Raw genomic sequence first — 18356 nt, 5'->3', positions numbered from 1 at the left:
CCCCTGCCGTTCGGTGGCTACAAGCAGTCCGGCGTCGGGCGCGAGGGTGGACCCGAGGGACTCGACGAGTTCTTCGAGACCAAGACCGTCCACCTGCCGGCCCCCGCGCCCGCCCAGTGACCGAACACGTCGGGTGACCGAACACGTCCACTAACCGAATACGCGTACCCGACGCACCGTAGCGATACGGCTGCGCAACCCTCCGACCCGGTCGGCCGTGACAGCACGTCCCCTGTCACGGCCGACCGTTTCCATTTGTGCACGTCCGGGGTTGGCTCTCGGCGAAACACAGATCCGCGCAACGACATACGCGATTCCAAGCTGCTGACAAATGTCGCTTGACGTCTCATGTAAAACCGCCTACATTCGAACGCAGGGTGGCGCGCGTCACAGCCGATATCGCGGACGTCACCGCTCTACCCGCTCGTCCGTTCTCGAAACAAAGGATTCCCACGATGAAACTCGAAGGAAAAGTCGCGCTGATCACCGGTGCCGGCTCGGGGCTGGGACGTCAGTCCTCCCAACTCTTCTCGGCCGAGGGAGCTCGGATCGCCGTCGTCGACATCGACGGTGACCGTGCCGAACAGACCGCAAAGCTGGTCGAGCAGCAGGGTGGCGAAGCCATCGCGATCACCGCGGATGTGGCCCAGAAGGATCAGATCGTGGCTGCCGTCAACGAGACCGTGGAGAAGTTCGGCAAGCTCGACATCGCCTGGGCGAACGCCGGAATCGTCTCGCGCGGAGGCGTTCCCACCGTCGCCGGTGGCGAGAGCGTGCTCTTCGAGGATCTGACCGAAAGGGACTGGCAGCACGTCCTCGGGGTCAACCTCACCGGCGTCATCTACACCGCGCAGGCGGCCGTCCCGGCGCTCAAGGCCAACGGTGGCGGCACCATCCTGGCCACCTCGTCGGCGGCGTCGCTGGTGGCCTACCACGACATCGCGCTCTACAGCGCCACCAAGGCCGGCGTCAACGGCTTCGTCCGCGGCCTGAGTTTGGATCTCGGCCCGTACGGAATCCGGGTGAACGCCTTGGCGCCCACCCACGGCATGTCACCCAACTTCCTGATGCCGCCCGGATCGCCCGTCGTGGGTCAGTCCTACGAGGAGGTCGCCGGTCCGTGGGATCCCTACGTGTCGCCGATCCCGTTGAAGCTCAACCGTCCTCCGTCACTGCTCGACAATGCGAAGGTCGCATTGTTCCTCGCCTCCGATGATTCGGCCTACATCTCGGGTGCGACGATCGGCTCGACCGACGGTGGAACACTCAACCGCGTGGGCATGTGGTTCGAAGAAGACCTTAACCAGAAGAACCCGAACGCCTGAGATGGCCGTGACAGCCACGCATTCGCAGACCCTGGTGGTCGATCGCAGTGCCTGCGCCGGACACGGACTGTGTTACGGCGCCGCGCCCGAACTGATCGATTGTGACGACCAGGGCGACCCGATCGTCCCGGATCGCGCGCTCACCGAGGCAGAAGTGGTTCAGGCCGCCGAAGCGGTCGGACTGTGCCCGGAGCGTGCGCTGACCCTGACCGACGTCGCGAACCCCACCGACAACAGCCCCGAGGAGCAGTCATGACGACAGCGCAACGATCGCGAGAGGACGTGACCGTCGACTTCGACGTGTACGCAACCGATCTCGCCACACCCGTGGACGTCTTCCAGGAGAAGGCGGCCGAGTTGGCCGCCAAGGGACCCGTGGTCTATTCGACCGCATACGGGGGCCACTGGATCGTCACGCGTTATCAGGAGATCCACGAGGTGCTCCGCGATGCGGAGACATTCTCCAGCTATCCCAACAATCTGGTGACCAACGAGGCATTCGGGAAGTTCATCCCGATCGAACTCGATCCGCCCGAGCACACCGGATATCGCAAGGCATTGCAGCCCCTGTTCGGTCCCGCCCGGATGAAGAAGCTGTCCGACGACATCCGTGAGGTCGTCAACGACCTGCTGGACGCATTCGCCGACAAGGGTGAGACCGAATACGTCGAGTCGTTCGCCCACGAGCTGCCGGCCCGGATCTTCCTGGCACTCATGGACTGGCCGGTGTCGGACGCACCACTGTTCACCGACGCCACCAATGTGGTGCTGTTCGGCAAACCGGGTGGAACCGAACAGGAATCGTTGGAGGCGCGGGCGATCGCGGGCATGCAGATGCTCGGGTACTTCCAGAAGATGGTCGACGAGCGGCGCGCCGATCCCGGCGACGACATCACCTCGCAGCTCATCCACACCGAGGTCGAGATGGAAGACGGGCTGCGCCTGCTCACCGACGAAGAACTGAACCGCATGTTCTTCCTGTTGCTCGTCGCCGGACTCCACACCGTCCAGGGATCGTTGGCCTGGGCGATCGTGCACCTGGTCAACAATCCCGAACAGCGGCGCGAGATCATCGAGGACCCGGCGATGATCCCGACCGCGGTGGAAGAGATCCTGCGGATCGAGGCCGCCGTCGTCCCCGGGCGCCGCGCGACACGGGACACCACCCTTGGTGGCATGCAGATCAAGGAGGGCGAGCAGCTGATCCTGATGTTGTGCTCGGCGAATCGGGATTCCTCGGAGTTCGAGGACCCCGATGATCTCGACATCGCCCGTCGTCCCAATCGGCATCTGTCCTTCGGTGGCGGCCCGCACCGCTGCCTGGGATCGCATCTTGCGCGAATCGAGCTGACGATCGCACTCGAGGAGATCCATCGTCGGATTCCCGATTACGAGCTGGTGGAATCCGATCCGCCGATCTTCCACTCCAGTCAGGTGCGTGGCTGCGTGCGGATGCCGATCCGGTTCACCCCGCAGAGCTGACCGGCATCGGATGTCGGGTCGCCGGCCGTATCACCCGGGCTGTCGTATCGCTGTGGGCGCACCTCGCCCAGGTGCGGACGCCCTACGGCCGGCGACCTCGTCATCAGGCACCATCCTTGCCCCATAAACCTTCTTGTTGTAGGTTTAGGTGACTGCGGGACGAATCCGTTCACCCGTCCCGTCCGGCCTACGACAGCCCTTTCGGAGGACCTGCCATGACTACTTCGCTTCCGCGCCAGGACCGCATCCGCCGTGCACTCGAGCTGCTGCGCAACGAGACGACGGACAAATTCGAGGAGATCATCGCGTTCGAACCCGATGAGTTCACCGATCCCGTCCTGGCCAAGGAAGAGCGCGACTACATCTTCGGCCGGGTGCCCTCGATCGTGGCCCACAGTTCGGAGCTGGCCAAGGCACATGACTTCATGACCGTGCAGATGCCGCGCAACAACCTCATCGTCGTGCGGCAGAAGGACGGCAGCGTGCGCTCGTTCGTCAACCTGTGCCGCCACCGCGGTGCGATGCTCGAGGAGCGCGAGAAGGGCCGGTGCCGGATCTTCTCCTGCGGATACCACCGGTGGTCCTACGATCCCGACGGCAAGCTCCGCACGATCACCCGCGATTCGACCTTCGGCGACATCGACCGCAGTGAGCACGGGCTCATCGAGATCCCCACCGAGGAACGCCACGGATTCATCTGGGTCGTCGACAACGCCAAGGCGCAGATCGACGTCGCCGACTGGCTCGGTCCCGAGATCGACGGCATCCTCTCGGAGTATCGCCTCGAGGATTCGGTGTGCTTCCGTGCGGCAGGATTCGACGAGCCGACCAACTGGAAGATCATGCAGGACGCGTTCCTGGACGGCTACCACATCCAGTACGCGCACCCGAATACCGCCGGCAAGATCATCCACACCAACGTGATGGCGTTCGAGGACTTCGGTCGTCACTGCCGGTTCATCGCGCCGCGCAAGTCGATCGACCGGTTCCTCGAAGAGGATCCGGGTGATGCCAATCTCGACAAGTACGTCACCGAAACGCATTTCCTGCTCCCCAACAGCACGCTGCTGCGACAGCCGGATCACTTCCAGCTGTTGACCTTCCGGCCGCATCCGAGCGATCCGACGAAGTCCAGGATGGAGCAGCGACTGATCGTTCCGACGGTCGAGAACAGTGGTATGCCGCCGGAGAAGTGGGATCGGTTGTGGAACAAGAATTGGGAGATCCTGCTCGCCGTGCTGCACAACGAGGACTTCCCGCTGCTGCGTCATTCGCAGGTAGGCATGGGAAGCGCCGATGCAGGAGATATGCTGTTGGGCCGTAACGAGATCGCCAATCAGGTCTTTCGCCGTGAAACGAAGAAGCTGGTCGCGCAGGGTCGCGCCGACAACTCATAACCGGTCGGTGCGACGATGATCAAGTACGAATGGCGTGACGGTTTCGACGAGTCGGAGGCCGCCGAACTCCGTGAACTCCTCGATCGGGCCGCCGCCTACGACGCCGAGCCCGAGTACAACACCATCGACCCCGACGACGTCGTGGCACGGACGGCCGAGCCGGATCACGTTCGCAATCTGGTCATCTGTATGCTCCCGCGCCCCAATACGCTCGACGGTCCGCCGGACCCCGAGCGGATCGCCGGGATGATCCGATTCGTGGATCGGGGCGAACAGTGGTGGGACGCAACCGTCGTCATCGATCCGGACCTCCGGTCCATCGGGATCATGACTCTGCTGCTGGAACAGGCCGGATTGAATCTGGCTGCCGAGGAAGGATGGCTCGGGAGCGGTATCCATCGGGTCCAGGCGTGGGCACGGGGGAACCATCCGGCGTCCGGGCGGATCGGCGATCGCAATCTCATCCCGCGCACCCGGCGCGTGTGGAAACTGATCCGGCCGCATGACGGCACCGAGCCCGAACAGTCGCTCAACACGCTGTCGGTCGAGGATGCCCCCGACGTGCTCGCCTATGCCGATCGGCTCGAGTCCGGTGGCCAGGCCGCCGAAGTCCGCGCACTGGCCGGAACCCTCGGCGGCGACGGCACCCACCGGCAGGTGCTCGCCCTGCGCACGGGTGAGCAGATCTGCGGCCTGGTGGATCTCGGGCTCGTCGCACTCGACTCCGAGGAATACGGGCGATGTGCACCGGTGCGTCATCTGTCAACACAGACACGCGATCGTTCCGAGATCACCGCAGTGCTGCTCGGTGCGGCGTCGGCGGCGTCGAATGCGGGGCTCCACGCGATCCAGATCCACGTCGAATCCACCGACGACGACCTCGTCGGGGTATGCCGTCTCCTCGGATTCCAGCACGATCGAACCGACGTGCGCTACGAATTGCGCTGACACAGAGCGGGATCAGCGAAAACCGTGTCCGATTTATCCTAATGGCTTTAGACTACGTCCAGCCCCGTCCACACCCCGGTCACCCGCCGGGCGGAAGCAGAGAGACTCACATGACCGCGACAATCGGAGCAGCCCTCGACTGGTGGGCGCGAACCAAAGGGGATGCCACCGCGCTGGTGTTCACCGAGTCCGAGCTGAACTATCGCCAACTCCGCGACTGGACGAGCCGGGTGGCCAGTGCACTCGTCCACGATCACGGGATCTCCCGCGGTGATCGGGTCGGTGTCCTGGGCCCGAACTCGCTCGAATGGCCGGTGGCCGCACTCTCCGTGCTGAAGGCCGGTGGTGTGCTCGTCCCGCTGAACAGCCGATACAAGCCGGCCGAACTGCGCAAGATCGCCGACGACGCGGGTATCGGACTCGTGATCGTGGCACCCGGTTTCGAGCAGCTCGCCGAGGACACCGCGGCGATCGGCGAATCCTTCGACGTCGTCGGGTACGACGAGCTGCAGCGGTTGCGGTCGGGCGAGGCGGACCGGTTCCGGGTCGACCTCGAGCCGGAGGAACCGACCACCGTGCTGTTCACCAGCGGATCGACCGGCCTGTCCAAGGGGGTCATCCTGACCAACCGGACGTTGTTGTCGATCGTGCTGGAGAACACCCTGACCGAGGAGGGATTCCGGCCCGGCGCAACGACTTTGCTGGTGCTGCCACTGGCGTTCACTCCCGGTCTGGTCTACGGACTGCTCATCACCACCGTGCTGGGCGGGAAGCTGATCATCGAGCCCGAACTGAACCCGAGCAACGCCGTGGCGCTGTTGGAGAAGCACTCCGTCAACGCCATCTTCGGTGTGCCGTTGATCTTCGAAGCGCTTTCGCGTGCACCGGAATTCGCGACCGCCGACCTCTCCTCGATCAAGACCGCGATCGTCGGTGGCGCGGCAGTCCCCACCGATCTGCTCACGCGTTGGTCGGACAAGGGTGTGCTGCTGCGCCAGATCTACGGGATGACCGAGGCCGGCGGCGTGGCGACCGCGACGATCCGCTCCGAGGCACTCGAGTTCCCGGACCGGTGTGGCACCGGGTCGATCTTCACCGAGGTCACGATCTTCAACGACGACGGTGAACCCGCGCAACCCGGCGAGGAGGGCGAACTCGTCGTCCGTGGGCCCGGGGTCACGCCCGGATACTGGAACGACGAGGAGGCCACGGCGGCCGCCCTTCGCAACGGCTGGCTGCACAGCGGGGATCTGGGCGTGATGGATTCCGACGGCCGGGTGAAGTTCGTCGACCGCCTCAAGGACCTGATCATCTCCGGCGGGATCAACATCTCGCCGGTGGAACTCGAGATCGCGATCACGGCGATCGACGGCGTCGAGGAGGTCGCGGTCATCGCCGCCCACGATGACCGGTTCGGTGAGACCCCGGCAGCCATCGTCACCGTCTCCAACGACGTCGATGCCCAGGCGATCGTCGCGCACTGCGAGAAGGTGCTGGCCGATTTCAAGGTGCCCCGATACGTCGTCGTCCGCCAGGATCCGCTGCCGCGTCTGCCCAGCGGCAAGATCGCCAAGACCGTCATTCGCGACGAGTACAAGGACGTCGACACCAGGTTCTCCAAGGTGCGCTGATCGGCACCCCTCTCACCCCCGTCGGGGGCGTGGGGAGTGTGCAGACATTCGACAGGTTGCGTCTCTTGTATCGTGGAGGTTCGGATACCAGGGACGAAAGGCTGACGTGGCGCGCAGGAAGACGGGCAACGTCCTCAGCGAGGATGTGGACGAAGCCCGCAAGCAGATCATGGTCGCCGCCGAGCGTGTGTTCCAACGGTACGGTGTCGCCAAGACGACCATGGACGACATCGGCCGCGAGGCCGGGGTCTCGCGGCCCACCGTATACCGATATTTCGGGGACCGTGACAGCTTGATCGCGGCGCTGATCGAACGCCGATCGCGGATGCTGTTCGTCAAGGCCCGCAAATTCCTCCTCGACATGCCGACCTTCTCCGAGCAGCTCGTCGAGGGCCTGATCTACCTGGTCGATCGCGGGCGCAAGGATCCGCTGGTTCGCATCCTGGTCAGTCCCGAACACATGCAGATGGCCGAGCCGCTGGTCGGCAGTTCGGGACTCGCGGCCAGGCTCACCGCGGAGATGTGGGGACCGGTGATCGACCGGGCGATCGAGCGCGGTGAGATCCGCTCCGACCTCGACCGGGACAAGGTCGCGGAATGGATTGCGCTGGTGCAATTCATCCTCGTCGGCCGGCTGGACTTCGATCGGCCCGATGACCCGGCGCACCGTGAGATGCTGCGCAACTTCGTTCTGCCCGCCTTCGCGCCCGGAGCTGCGGTCGCCTCCGGTCCGGTCGCGTCCGGCGCACCCTCCTCCGACGCCGTCACCGAGGTCCGGTCCTGAGCGCGACCGGTTCCGGGGCTGCAGGGTCCGGGTCTGGAGGCTCCGGAACCGGGGGCTCCGCAACGGGGGTCGACGAGGTGGCCGACACCATCCTCGGCGCGGCCGAGATGTGTTTCGAGCGATTCGGGATCACCAAGACGACGATGGAAGACGTGGCCCGTGCCGCGAAGATGTCGCGCGCCACGGTGTACCGGCATTTCTCCGACCGGGAGAGTCTGATCATGGCCTCGGTGACCCGTCGCGCGCGGATGACCATCGAACCCGCACGGTCCTACATCGCGAACTGCCGGACACTCGAGGACAAGATCGTCGAGGGAATCGGCCACAACGTGCGCCGTGGTCGGCGTGATCCGATGGTGCATCTGCTCGTCTCGCCGGAGGAGATGACCCTCTCGACGCAACTGCTGTGGCGCTCGGGAACCGCCATCGACCTCACCTACGAACTCTGGGCTCCCATCCTCACCGAAGCGCAGATGCTCGGTGAGATGCGCAAGGACGTCGACGTGCGACTGCTCTGCGAGTGGATCGCCGAGATCGAGATCGCCTACATCAGCCAGACCGATGGCTCCGACGACGCACTGAAACGGTTGCAGGAGAAGGTGCGCCGATTTCTGGTGCCGTCGCTGATTCCGGGATGACCGCGCGAACCACCGACATCGCCACAGCACAGTGCCCGGACCGCTGGTCGGCGGTCCGGGCACGGTCTCTGTGAGAGCGACGGCCCCAGACAATGCGCCTCTCGGCAAACGGCCGCTCGAAGCGGCAAATGGGGTGGGGCCCGGGGCAGACTCTGGGACCGTCGATGGCATCAACGCCGGTGGAGGCGCGCGGTATTCCCGCTCGCGCCGAACCGACGCGGGTGTCGGTGCCCAGGGTGCTGCTGGTTCCCATCCGACTGCTTTCCCGTTCTCACCGCACAGGCCGGTGCCGGCTGTTTAGTCTCGAAACGTGGACGATCCAGCGAGCAGTACGGCTTCGGCGCGGGTGATCGATGTGCCATCGGCGAAGCAGCGAATCCTCGTCGTCGATGACGACGACGGCATTCGCACCGTGGTCCGTTGGCAGCTCTGCGATGCCGGGTATGCGGTGGTGGAGGCCGATGACGGGGCATCGGCACTGCAGGTCATGTCTCGTGAGGTTCCGCTGCTGGTGGTACTGGACCTGTCGTTGCGGGCCGTGGGTGGGTTGGCGGTACTCGAGGCGATCCGCGCCGGATGTGCCGGCACGCCGCGTGATGTGCCGGTCATCATCCTCTCGGGGCGCAACGGTGAGGCCGATCGGATCGGTGGTTTGGACCTCGGTGCCGACGACTACCTGGTGAAACCCTTCTCTCCCGGCGAGCTGGCTGCACGCGTACGATCGTTGCTCCGCCGGGCCGGCCCGACGACGTCCGCGCCCGTGCTGCAGATCGGACGGCTGGTGATCGACGTCGTCAGCCGTGAGGTGACCGTCAGTGGTGAGCGAGTCATGCTCACCGCCAAGGAGTTCGACCTCCTGGTGTTCTTGGCTCGGAATCCGCGGCAGGTGTTCACCCGCCACCAACTGTTGGATTCGGTGTGGCAGTCGGGGGAGTGGCTGGGAGAGCCGACCGTGACCGAGCATGTGCATCGGTTGCGCACCAAACTCCGGCACGCGAGCACCGATTCACTCATCCGAACGGTGCGGGGTGTGGGCTATCAGTTCGATCCCACCTCCGGGCCGAGTTGATCGATGTCGGGGAGCCGGGTTCCGGGACCCGACGACGAACTGTCGCCGTCGGACTATCCGGTGTTGGTGCGGCGGCAGGCCGAGGTCCTGGAGCTCGTCGCGGCCGACGCCCCGCTGTCGGAGACCCTGACGGCGATCATCGGTGCCCTCGAGGAGCTCATCCCGGGAGCGAGGTGCTCGGTCCTGCTCGTGGACGCCGACGCATCCGTACTACGACACGGTGCCGCACCGAGCCTCCCGGCGGCCTATCTCGCCGCTATCGACGGCCTGCCGCCGGGACCGCGCGCCGGGTCGTGCGGTACCGCCGCTCACCTCGGCATCCCGATCATCGCCGTCGACGTGCGCACCGACGAACGATGGGTCGACTATCGGCATGCCGCGGAGCAAGCCGGTCTTCGGTCGTGCTGGTCGTCACCGATCGCCGATCCGGCTGGGACAACGGTCGGAACCTTCGCTGTCTACCACGACACTCCGCATCATCCCGATGCGCGAGAAAGCTGTCTGGTCGACAGATTCACCTACCTCGCCTCGGTGGCCATCGAACACCGACGACTACTCGGCGATCTCATCGAGAGTGAAGAACTGTTCCGCCGGACCTTCGACGAGAATCCGGCGGGCCAGGCGCTGCTGGACTTCGACGGCACGATCGAGCGGGTGAACGCGGCATTCGTGGCGGTCAGCGGATACGCGCCAACCGAATTGATGGGCAGTGCACTGGATTCGGTGATCCCCGGGGGCCTCGTTTCCGCGGACGGGATGGAGCGGGAGCGCAGGTCGGCGAATTACGTCGCATGGCAGCACACGCATACGCGTCAGCAGCTGCAGTTGCATCGCAGGGATGGTGCTTCTCGACCGGTCGAGACCTCGATCTCGGTTGTCCGAAGCCGAGACGGTCAGCCGGCCAAGCTCGTCCTCAACCTCGTCGATCTCACCGAGCGACTGGCCGCGGAGTCGGAGCGAGCAGCGCGACTCGAGGCCGAAATCGCCAGGCAGACCGCCGAAGACCATGCCACCGCGAAGTCGGATCTGCTGGCGTCGGTGAGCCACGAGGTGCGCACACCGCTGCAGGCGATCACGGGCTTCACCGAGTTGCTCACCACGCTCGATCTCGATGCCGAGCGTCGCGGAGAAGCACTGTCACGGATCAATGTCGCCGCGGACCATCTGCTGCGCGTCGTCACCGACGTCCTCGACATCAGTCGGGCCGAGGCGGGTGTGCTACCGCTGTCGGTTCACCCCTTGGACATTGCAGAGTCGTTGGACGAGATCTTGCCGATGTTGGCCGCTTCCGCAGCCGACCGGGGAGTCGCGCTCGTGTCGTCGGTACCGTCCGGTGTCGTGGTGCTCGCCGACCGGGGGCGCCTGAATCAGGTGTTGCTCAACATCATCGGCAACGCCATCCGGTACGGCCGATGCGACGGTGTCGTCGAGGTGCGCACAGCGACCACCGCCGAGTCGGTCATCATCGAGATCGTCGACGACGGATCGGGGATCCCCACCGAGTACCTCCCGCGACTGTTCACACCGTTCGCCCGGGCCCGTGACACCGAGGATGCCGGCGCGCCCGTCGGCGGTTACGGCCTCGGGCTGATGTTGACCCATGGTCTGGTGCGCGCGATGGGCGGAACGGTCACCGGGGCCAACGCCGACACCGGCGGCGCGGTCTTCACCGTGGTGCTGCCGGTCGGTTCCACACGGCCCGCCGCTCGCTCGCAAACCGCGCATACCACCGCACGACGTCCGGATCGTCGACCGATGCGAGGTTGATCGCCTGCTCCAGCGAGCGTCCTGCGAGCAACTTCTTGACGGGCACCTCGAGCTTCTTGCCGTTGAGTGTGTGCGGTATGGCCGGCGCTGCGACGATCTCGTCGGGGACGTGGCGCGGCGACAGCCGCTCGCGCAACGTGTCGGCGATCTGATGTCGGAGCGTATCGGTGACGTCGAATCCGGTTGCGGGGACGACGAATATGCCCAGCCAGTAGCCGCCGTCGGCGGCGGTATCGACGCCGACGACCAGGCTCTCGGAGACCGCCGCGATCCCGTCGAGGACATCGTAGAAATCGCTGCTGCCCAGGCGAACCCCGTGACGATTCAGTGTCGCGTCCGAGCGCCCATGGATTTCCACGCTTCCGTCGGAGTGCACCGTGGTCCAATCGCCGTGCCGCCACACGCCCGGCCACATGTCGAAGTAGGTGTCGAGATAGCGCGCGGCGTCGGGGTCGTTCCACAGATGAACCGGCATCGACGGCATCGGCGCCGTGACGACGAGCTCGCCCACCTCGCCGACAACGGACGCGCCGTTGTCATCCCATGCGGCGCAGTCGACCCCGGCCAGGCGGCCGCCGATGCGGCCGACCCGAACGGGGGAGTATTCGTTCGACCCGACAAACGAACCGGCGATATCGGTTCCGCCACTGGTCGAGTCGATGCGTACCTCGGGTCCGATGGTGCGCATCAGCCAGTGATATCCCTCCGCGCCCAATGCCGAGCCGCTGACCATCACCTGCCGGATGCGGCTCAGGTCGAGGTCGTGGAGGGCGGCGGCCTCGCTGTGCATGGAGGCTGTCACGACTGCTGCACCGAGGAGCATCACGTCCGCGCGGGTCCGCGCCGCCACCTGCCACACCGCGCCGGCCGGATTGCTCGGACTGCCTTCGTAGAGGACGATGCCCGCGCCCTGGGTGAGTGCGCCGAGCTGCATGTTCCACAGCGCCCATCCGGTGGAGGTGTAGGTGAACATGCGCTCGCCGGGCCGCACACCGCAATACAGACCGGACCATTTGAGGCTCTCGAGAGTGATGCCGCCGTGACCGTGGACGAGCCCCTTCGGTGAGCCGGTGGTGCCGGAGGTGAACAGAACCCACAGTGGGTGTGAGAATTCGACCTGCTCGAAGGTGAGCTCACCCGGCTCGTTGACGACATCGTCCCAGCGCACCGCGGTGTCGGCGCCGGGCGCGGGGAACACGTACGGCACGGTGATCACGTGTCGCACCGTCGGCAGGTCGATGCGCAGCTGCGCCACCACGTCGCGGCGATCGACCACCCGGCCGTTCCAGTGATACCCATCGACGGCGATCAGCACCGTGGGCTCGAGCTGTGCGAGTCGGCCGACAGTGCCATCTGTGCCGAAATCGGGTGAGCAGCAAGACCATACAGCGCCGACCGCTGCGCTGGCGAGCGCCGCGATCACTGCGTGTTCGGTATTGGGCAGGTAGGCGACAACTCGGTCGCCCACCCCAACCCCCTGACGCCGCAACCAGGTGGAGAAGGCGCCGACGGAGTGGCGGAGTTCGGCGAAACCGATCTCGTGTGGTGTCTGATCGCCTTCGTGTACGCACACGAGCGCGACGTCGTCGCCGGCTCCGCGGGACAACACCCGCTGAGCCCAGTTGAGGGTGGCGCCGGGAAACCAGCGGGTGAACGGCATGGGATCGGCGGTGCGAATGCGGGTCGGGCCGGTCGAGAACTCGACACCGAAGTACTCGGCGATCGACGTCCAGAATCGGTCGAGGTCGGCGACCGACCAGTCCCGGAGGGCGTCGTGATCGGCGAACCGCAGCGACTCGCGGCGCTCCAGCCAGTCCAGGTAGGCACGCAGGGCGGAGCGTTCGATGCGCTCGGCCGACGGAGCCCACAGCACCCCTGCCTCATGCATGGGTGGTGGCTCGGTGGAGCCGTCAGGCCGCTCATTCATGGCTCGAAGATACTGTGGCGCAACGTCGGTGAAGGTAGACCCGCCACCTGTTGAGGATCTGTTGAGACAGCGTTGAGGGTGGGTTGAGCATTCGCCACTAGCGTCGCGGGTGTACCGCTGTTGCGACCACCGACCGCCAATGATCAGGAGCCGACCGATGAAGCTCGCTCTCTATCTCCCCAACTTCCGCGACGAGGTGACCGTCAAGGAGCTCGAAGACCTCACCGCGATGGCCGAGGACCTCGATTTCGATTCGGTGTGGACCCTCGACCGCATCGTCGTGCCCGAGGCGTCCGACCGCGAAGAGCTGGAGTATCCGTTCGGGATGATGGCCGATCTACCCAACGGGTTACCGGTCATCTCACGCGGCAAGTGGTTCCAGGGAATGCCGCTGATTCCGTGGCTGGCCGCCAAGACCAGCAAGGTGCGGATCGGTATGAGCATCATCGATACCCCGTACCGTTCGCCGGGCGTGTTGGCCGCCGAGCTCGCCACCCAGGACAACCTGTCCAACGGACGGCTCAACGTGGGCATCGGAAGTGGCTGGATGCCTGAGGAATTCGCTGCAGCCAGCGTCTCCCACCTGTTTCCGCGCCGGCACGGGCATGTGCGGGAGACGATCGAGATCATGCAGGGCATCTGGTCCAACGACCTGTTCGAGTACCACGGTGAGTTCGCCGACTTCCCGCTGTCGGGCTTCGGGCACAAGCCGATCCAGAAGCCCGGACCGCCGATCTACTTCTCCGGACTCAAGGACCCCAAACGTTCGGCGCGCCGTATCGCCAAGTACGGACTGCAGGGCTGGATCGGAATCCAGGATTCGCCGGAGGACATCGCGAGATGGAAGGGCGAGATCGGTCGAGAGCTCAACGAACTCGGACACGACTTCCCGGACGGTTTCGACATGTGCAGCATGATCTGGTTCGTGATCACCGACGAGCCGACCGATCAGACACCGGCGGGCAAGGCGTCCAATCTGCTGGCCGGAACCGCCCAGCAGATCGAGGACATCCTCAAGCGGTACCGGGACGCCGGCATGACGATGCCGCTGTTGTGGCCGCCGTTCCGGGATGTCCCGACCTCGAAGACGATGGACGATCTGAAGCGACTGACCGAAGAAATCATGCCCAAGGTCAACGCGGGCTGACGGCGCCGGTCTGCGCGGACCAGTGATGCCAGCGCAGACCGGTCACGATGATCACCGCGCCGTGTGGGCGGTGCTCGCGGTACTGCGGATACTTCCCCGCCAACGCGGTGATCGCCGTCGAGCCCTCCTCGGTGGCGGCGTCAACGACGACCGCGTGACCGTCCACCCGCACCCACCAGAGCTCCTCCCAATCGTCGGAGTAGTGATCGACGAGCACCGACACCCGAGGATTCTCCTCGATGTTCGCCAGGCGTCTGAGGGCTTGGGAGCGTTTGGGTTTGTGGTCGACGCAGGTGACGAGACGCTCGTCGTCCAGCGCGAAGACGATGGGTACCAGATGCGGTGTGCCGTCGGCGCGCGCGGTGGCCAGACGAGCCACGCGCGCCGCGGCGAAAGCCCGCACGTACTCGTTGTCGAAGGACATGAGGTCTACGCTCGCACATCTTCGACGCGGCAGAGCGCGATCGTCAGGCACGGCGTGATCGTCAGGCACGCGTCCACGGCGCGGACTCACGGCCCGACCAGTTCGCCAACCGTTCGGTGGCGCCGGCCTCGGGGCGGGGTTCGACGACGGCGTCGAACGGCACCTCGTCGTCGGCGCGGATCTCGGCCGGGATGAATTGTCGTGCGACCGCGAGTGTGGTCTCGGCAAGTGCCGGCTCGGTCTCGGCGTTCTGGCCGGTGGCCACGGCGAGGTCCCAGCCGTGGACCAGGGTTTCGTTGACGTAGCCCCACAGTGCTCCGGCTCCCGGAACCTCGCCCCACGGAACACGTACCGGTGCAGAGAGTTTCGCGTCGTCGGACCAGAGCGCCACGGCCTGGTCGGTGGCGTTGGTGTAGGTGGCGGCATCGTGATGCTCGTCGATGCTGGGAATGGCGAGAACGTCGTTGCCGGCGGCGAGCGCGACCGCCCGCTGGGCGGTGCCGTTGAGGTGTCGGGCGAGCATGCGGACGTCGAAGTCCGCACACGGTGTGGGGGAGTCGAGCTGATCATCGCGAACGTGGGCGAGCAGGTCGCCGACCCATTGGGTGGCCGCGGTGTAGAAGGGGCGGGGATCTGCGGGTTGGGTGTTGGTCATGACGGAGGTCCTTTCGGGTTCTTCGGGCTGGTGAGGACCAGTGAACCCGCGAAACCTGACATCTACTGTCGTGATTTTCTGACAGACTTCTCGCATGCGCGCCGAGCGGTTGTTGTCGGTCCTGATGCTGTTGCGGTCACGGGGCCGGATGACCGCTGCCGAGCTGGCGACGGAACTGGAGGTCTCCGAACGTACGGTGCTCCGCGACATCGAGGCGCTGTCGTTGTCCGGCGTGCCGGTCTACTCCGAACGGGGCCGCCATGGCGGATTCGCGTTGGTCCCGGGATATCGGACGGACCTCTCGGGACTGACGCTGCACGAATCGATCGCCCTGCTCTCCGGCGGAGGGCGAATCGACTCGCCGGCGGCGGCGCGCGCCAAACGCAAACTCGAGGCGTCCCTACCGGATACGCACCGCGGCCAGGTGGCCGACGCGGCCCGCCGAATCCTGGTGCGCCCGGACGGATTCGTGAAAACGGCAGACGACCTCGTCGCGCTACCGCCGGTACAACAGGCCGTCGTCGAAGGCCGGCGGATTACCGTGATCTACCAGCGGCCCGGAGCCGACCCCGCCGAACGCGTTCTCGATCCGATCGGGCTGATCGTCGCCGGTGATACCTGGTATCTGGTCGCGAATTCCCGAGGAGACGAACGTATGTACCGGATCTCGAGGATGTCAGACGTGCGCCTTCTCGACGAGCCCGCCGACCGTGCGGACTCCGTCGATCTCGAGCAGGTGTGGGAACGCCGTAGGGATGCGTTCCGCTCCGGCTTTACGCCGCTCGACGTGACGGTCGCGTGCTCACCGGAATCGGTGGAGGCCCTGACGCGCGGACCGGGATCCGTCCTGTCCGTTGAACCTGGCTCCGACGCGACCGAAACAGCCGGCGGGGTGCGCGTGACGCTGCGCTTCGGCGACGGGGCGCGCGCGACACGGATCCTGTGGTGGCTGTCGTTCGACATCGAGCTGTCGGTGATCGAGCCGATTGCGCTCCGACGAGAGTTGGCAGAACGCGCCCAGCGACTCGCGGCAGTGCACATCTGAGCCGCGGGTGCCCGCATTTGCCCCCTGTACCTCGCGCGAACAGCGATAATGACGCCATGGCAGACAAAGGTGTGCATGGGGTGGGGGCGCGTCCCGGTGAGCGTCAGCGAATCCGGAAGCTTGCGCAGGCCGCACTCAATGCGGATGTGACCGTCGAGCAGGTCGACACGATCCTGACCGACCTGGGCTCGGCGCTCGACGGCTTCGACCGCACACTGTCCGACCTGGACGGCACGATCGAATCGCTCAACTCCACCCTGGGTCAGCTGAGTACGACCCTGAACATGGTCGATGCGACCGTAGATCGGATGGCCGACGTCGTCGCCCGTCTGGAGAAGGTCGTCGGCAGGGTGGAAGTGCTTGTCGCGGTGGGTGAGACGGCGCTGAAGCCGCTCGGCGCGATCGAATCGGCCGGACGCAGTGTGATGTCGCGGATCGGGTTGGGGTGACCATGTCGGCAGTCGAAGAACGGCAGTTCCGCGGGGCGCACGGCGAGACGATCGTCTACGACCTGTACCGGCCGGATGTCGGTGAGCCGCGTGCCGTGGTCGTCATCGCACACGGGATGGGTGAGCACGGCCGGCGCTACCGGCACGTTGTCGATGCACTCACCGGGGCCGGGTATCTCGTCGCCGTTCCCGATCACCTCGGTCACGGGCGATCCGGTGGGGCGCGGATGCGCATCACCCGGTTCAGCCAGTACACCGACGACCTCGCCCGGGTGATCTCCGAGACGGGGATCGACGGCGTGCCGACCTTCTTGATCGGCCACAGCATGGGCGGGTGCATCGCCTTGGACTACGCGCTCGATCACCCCGAAGCCCTTGCCGGACTGGTGTTGTCCGGGGCGGCGATCATGCCGGGCGACGATCTGCCCGGTCCGCTGATCGCGGTGTCCAAGCTGGTGGGCAAGATCGCCCCCACCTTGCCGACCCTGGCCCTGGACTCGGGCAGCATCAGCCGCGATCCGGCGGTGGTCGCCGACTACGAGTCCGACCCACTGGTGCACCGCGGCAAGATTCCCGCCCGTCTCGGAGCCGAGATGGTCTCGACCATGCAGTCGTTTCCCGCGCGGCTGCCCTCGCTGCGGATGCCGGTGCTGGTGATGCACGGCAGCGAGGACACGCTCACCAACCCCGACGGCAGCCGGCTCGTCGACGAGTTGGCGTCGTCGACCGACAAGACGTTGATCATCTGGGACGGGTTGCGTCACGAGATCTTCAACGAGCCCGAAAAGGACGAGGTAATCGGCACTCTCACGCGCTGGCTGGCCCAGCGGGTCGGCGCATCGTGATTTGCTCGACATCCATGCGGCCGTCGCGGAAGGCCATTCGACCGCCGACGAGGTAGAGCCGCCACACCCGCGCCATCTCTTCGCCGACGAGGTCGATGACGGCGGCCTGGTTCTTCTCGAACGTCTCGTACCACGCGTCGACGGTGCGCACGTAGTCCTGGCCCATGTGCCGGATGTCGGTGACGTGCAGCCCGGCGTCGGCGAGCATGCCGACCGTCTGCGAGACCGGACGCATGTACATGTCGGGGGCGATGAAGGACTCGATGAACGGACCGCCGCCCGGATGGTGTCCGGCGCGCCGCGACATCTGCTGGATGCACACGCCGCCGCCGGGAACCACCTTGTCGTGCAACACCTTCGCGTATGTGGGGTAGTTGCGTTGCCCCACATGTTCACCCATCTCGATGGAGGCGACGGCATCGAAGCCGGTGTCGGGGATCTCGCGGTAGTCCTGGACACGGATCTCCACCAGATCGCCGAGGCCGCGTTCGGCGATCCGGGCGTCGATGAACTGTTTCTGCTCGGCGGCGATCGTCACGCCGACGACGCGAGCGCCGTAGTGCTGGGCTGCATACAGCGACAGCGAACCCCACCCGCATCCGATGTCGAGGAGGCGGGCCCCCGGCCCCAGCTGGTCAAGCCCGACATTGCGGCACACCCGATCCAGCTTGTCGGCTTGTGCATCGGCCAGCGAGTAGCCGGGATCGTCGGAGGTCCACAACGCGCTCGAATATGCCATGTGCTCGTCGAGGAGTAGGGCGTAGAAGGCGTTCGACAAGTCGTAGTGGTGGCTGATCGCGGCCCGGTCCCGGGCTCGCGAATG

The 18356-nt window shown here is 65.7% G+C and carries 19 protein-coding genes; 15 read left to right on the top strand and 4 right to left on the bottom strand.

Features of this window, described 5'->3' with window-relative positions; genetic code table 11:
- The 11 genes from B1964_RS30190 to B1964_RS27610 all read left to right on the top strand — a co-directional run.
- On the top strand, nucleotides 1-120 hold a 120-nt coding region (locus B1964_RS30190; RefSeq protein ID WP_139765907.1), incomplete at its 5' end, for an aldehyde dehydrogenase family protein.
- A gap of 335 nt (nucleotides 121-455) precedes the next feature.
- Complete coding sequence (locus B1964_RS27655; protein WP_079932101.1) at nucleotides 456-1325, top strand: SDR family oxidoreductase; 870 nt, start codon at nucleotides 456-458, stop codon at nucleotides 1323-1325.
- Between the two features lies 1 nt (nucleotide 1326).
- Entirely contained in the window at nucleotides 1327-1581 is a 255-nt protein-coding gene (locus tag B1964_RS27650; protein ID WP_020171821.1) for a ferredoxin, read from the top strand.
- Entirely contained in the window at nucleotides 1578-2807 is a 1230-nt protein-coding gene (locus B1964_RS27645) for a cytochrome P450 (RefSeq protein ID WP_079932100.1), read from the top strand. Before B1964_RS27650 ends, B1964_RS27645 begins: the two co-directional genes overlap by 4 nt.
- A gap of 215 nt (nucleotides 2808-3022) precedes the next feature.
- Nucleotides 3023-4204 (top strand): SRPBCC family protein, encoded by a 1182-nt coding sequence (locus B1964_RS27640; RefSeq protein WP_079932099.1) that lies wholly within the window; start codon nucleotides 3023-3025, stop codon nucleotides 4202-4204.
- 15 nt (nucleotides 4205-4219) lie between these two features.
- Complete coding sequence (locus B1964_RS27635) at nucleotides 4220-5152, top strand: N-acetyltransferase (RefSeq protein WP_079932098.1); 933 nt, start codon at nucleotides 4220-4222, stop codon at nucleotides 5150-5152.
- A 110-nt stretch (nucleotides 5153-5262) separates the two neighbouring features.
- Nucleotides 5263-6783: an AMP-binding protein gene (locus B1964_RS27630; RefSeq protein WP_079932097.1), complete on the top strand. Its 1521-nt coding sequence runs from the start codon at nucleotides 5263-5265 to the stop codon at nucleotides 6781-6783.
- Between the two features lie 106 nt (nucleotides 6784-6889).
- Nucleotides 6890-7567: a TetR/AcrR family transcriptional regulator gene (locus tag B1964_RS27625; protein WP_079932096.1), complete on the top strand. Its 678-nt coding sequence runs from the start codon at nucleotides 6890-6892 to the stop codon at nucleotides 7565-7567.
- A 77-nt stretch (nucleotides 7568-7644) separates the two neighbouring features.
- Entirely contained in the window at nucleotides 7645-8205 is a 561-nt protein-coding gene (locus tag B1964_RS27620) for a TetR/AcrR family transcriptional regulator (RefSeq protein WP_139765906.1), read from the top strand.
- Between the two features lie 310 nt (nucleotides 8206-8515).
- Nucleotides 8516-9274, top strand: a complete 759-nt coding sequence (locus B1964_RS27615; protein WP_253194237.1) for a response regulator transcription factor — start codon at nucleotides 8516-8518, stop codon at nucleotides 9272-9274.
- A 3-nt stretch (nucleotides 9275-9277) separates the two neighbouring features.
- A complete protein-coding gene (locus tag B1964_RS27610) occupies nucleotides 9278-11041 on the top strand; it encodes an ATP-binding protein (RefSeq protein WP_079932093.1) in 1764 nt (587 codons plus the stop codon).
- Here B1964_RS27610 and B1964_RS27605 read toward each other — a convergent pair.
- Nucleotides 10941-12968, bottom strand: coding sequence for an acetoacetate--CoA ligase (locus B1964_RS27605; RefSeq protein WP_079932092.1), 2028 nt, complete (start codon nucleotides 12966-12968; stop codon nucleotides 10941-10943). The two genes, B1964_RS27610 and B1964_RS27605, sit on opposite strands and share 101 nt — an antisense overlap.
- Before the next feature lie 157 nt (nucleotides 12969-13125).
- Between B1964_RS27605 and B1964_RS27600 the strand changes: the two genes are divergently transcribed.
- A complete protein-coding gene (locus B1964_RS27600) occupies nucleotides 13126-14115 on the top strand; it encodes an LLM class flavin-dependent oxidoreductase (protein ID WP_079932091.1) in 990 nt (329 codons plus the stop codon).
- Here the strand turns inward: B1964_RS27600 and B1964_RS27595 are convergent.
- Together B1964_RS27595 and B1964_RS27590 are read right to left on the bottom strand one after the other, a co-directional pair.
- Nucleotides 14102-14539: a TIGR03668 family PPOX class F420-dependent oxidoreductase gene (locus B1964_RS27595; protein ID WP_079932090.1), complete on the bottom strand. Its 438-nt coding sequence runs from the start codon at nucleotides 14537-14539 to the stop codon at nucleotides 14102-14104. The genes B1964_RS27600 and B1964_RS27595 overlap by 14 nt on opposite strands.
- A 61-nt stretch (nucleotides 14540-14600) precedes the next feature.
- On the bottom strand, nucleotides 14601-15194 hold the full coding sequence (locus B1964_RS27590) for a TIGR03086 family metal-binding protein (protein ID WP_079932089.1): 594 nt from the start codon (nucleotides 15192-15194) through the stop codon (nucleotides 14601-14603).
- Nucleotides 15195-15288: 94 nt separating this feature from the next.
- Here B1964_RS27590 and B1964_RS27585 point away from each other — a divergent pair, with 94 nt between their 5' ends.
- From B1964_RS27585 to B1964_RS27575, 3 genes are read left to right on the top strand one after another with little or no spacing between them, the layout of a single operon-like run.
- The gene (locus B1964_RS27585; protein WP_079932088.1) at nucleotides 15289-16239 is read left to right on the top strand and encodes a YafY family protein; all 951 of its coding nucleotides are present in this window, start codon (nucleotides 15289-15291) and stop codon (nucleotides 16237-16239) included.
- A gap of 56 nt (nucleotides 16240-16295) precedes the next feature.
- A complete protein-coding gene (locus tag B1964_RS27580) occupies nucleotides 16296-16688 on the top strand; it encodes a hypothetical protein (protein ID WP_006373021.1) in 393 nt (130 codons plus the stop codon).
- A gap of 2 nt (nucleotides 16689-16690) precedes the next feature.
- Complete coding sequence (locus tag B1964_RS27575) at nucleotides 16691-17533, top strand: alpha/beta hydrolase (protein ID WP_079932102.1); 843 nt, start codon at nucleotides 16691-16693, stop codon at nucleotides 17531-17533.
- Here B1964_RS27575 and B1964_RS27570 read toward each other — a convergent pair.
- A partial coding sequence (locus B1964_RS27570; RefSeq protein ID WP_079932087.1) for a cyclopropane-fatty-acyl-phospholipid synthase family protein occupies nucleotides 17496-18356 on the bottom strand: 861 nt, incomplete at its 5' end. The two genes, B1964_RS27575 and B1964_RS27570, sit on opposite strands and share 38 nt — an antisense overlap.

This window comes from Gordonia sp. i37, from assembly GCF_002043085.1.
In the GTDB taxonomy this organism is placed as follows: domain Bacteria; phylum Actinomycetota; class Actinomycetes; order Mycobacteriales; family Mycobacteriaceae; genus Gordonia; species Gordonia polyisoprenivorans.
Note: the sequence above shows the minus strand (reverse complement) of the source record. Positions and strands in the feature narration are given on the sequence as shown.

Bases quoted from the DNA above. Each gene is read 5' to 3' on its own strand.
- B1964_RS27655 (WP_079932101.1), top strand. From the start codon at position 456: ATGAAACTCGAAGGAAAAGTCGCGCTGATCACCGGTGCCGGCTCGGGG.
- B1964_RS27650 (WP_020171821.1), top strand. From the start codon at position 1,327: ATGGCCGTGACAGCCACGCATTCGCAGACCCTGGTGGTCGATCGCAGT.
- B1964_RS27645 (WP_079932100.1), top strand. From the start codon at position 1,578: ATGACGACAGCGCAACGATCGCGAGAGGACGTGACCGTCGACTTCGAC.
- B1964_RS27640 (WP_079932099.1), top strand. From the start codon at position 3,023: ATGACTACTTCGCTTCCGCGCCAGGACCGCATCCGCCGTGCACTCGAG.
- B1964_RS27635 (WP_079932098.1), top strand. From the start codon at position 4,220: ATGATCAAGTACGAATGGCGTGACGGTTTCGACGAGTCGGAGGCCGCC.
- B1964_RS27630 (WP_079932097.1), top strand. From the start codon at position 5,263: ATGACCGCGACAATCGGAGCAGCCCTCGACTGGTGGGCGCGAACCAAA.
- B1964_RS27610 (WP_079932093.1), top strand. From the start codon at position 9,278: ATGTCGGGGAGCCGGGTTCCGGGACCCGACGACGAACTGTCGCCGTCG.
- B1964_RS27605 (WP_079932092.1), bottom strand. From the start codon at position 12,968: ATGAATGAGCGGCCTGACGGCTCCACCGAGCCACCACCCATGCATGAG.
- B1964_RS27600 (WP_079932091.1), top strand. From the start codon at position 13,126: ATGAAGCTCGCTCTCTATCTCCCCAACTTCCGCGACGAGGTGACCGTC.
- B1964_RS27595 (WP_079932090.1), bottom strand. From the start codon at position 14,539: ATGTCCTTCGACAACGAGTACGTGCGGGCTTTCGCCGCGGCGCGCGTG.
- B1964_RS27590 (WP_079932089.1), bottom strand. From the start codon at position 15,194: ATGACCAACACCCAACCCGCAGATCCCCGCCCCTTCTACACCGCGGCC.
- B1964_RS27585 (WP_079932088.1), top strand. From the start codon at position 15,289: ATGCGCGCCGAGCGGTTGTTGTCGGTCCTGATGCTGTTGCGGTCACGG.
- B1964_RS27580 (WP_006373021.1), top strand. From the start codon at position 16,296: ATGGCAGACAAAGGTGTGCATGGGGTGGGGGCGCGTCCCGGTGAGCGT.
- B1964_RS27575 (WP_079932102.1), top strand. From the start codon at position 16,691: ATGTCGGCAGTCGAAGAACGGCAGTTCCGCGGGGCGCACGGCGAGACG.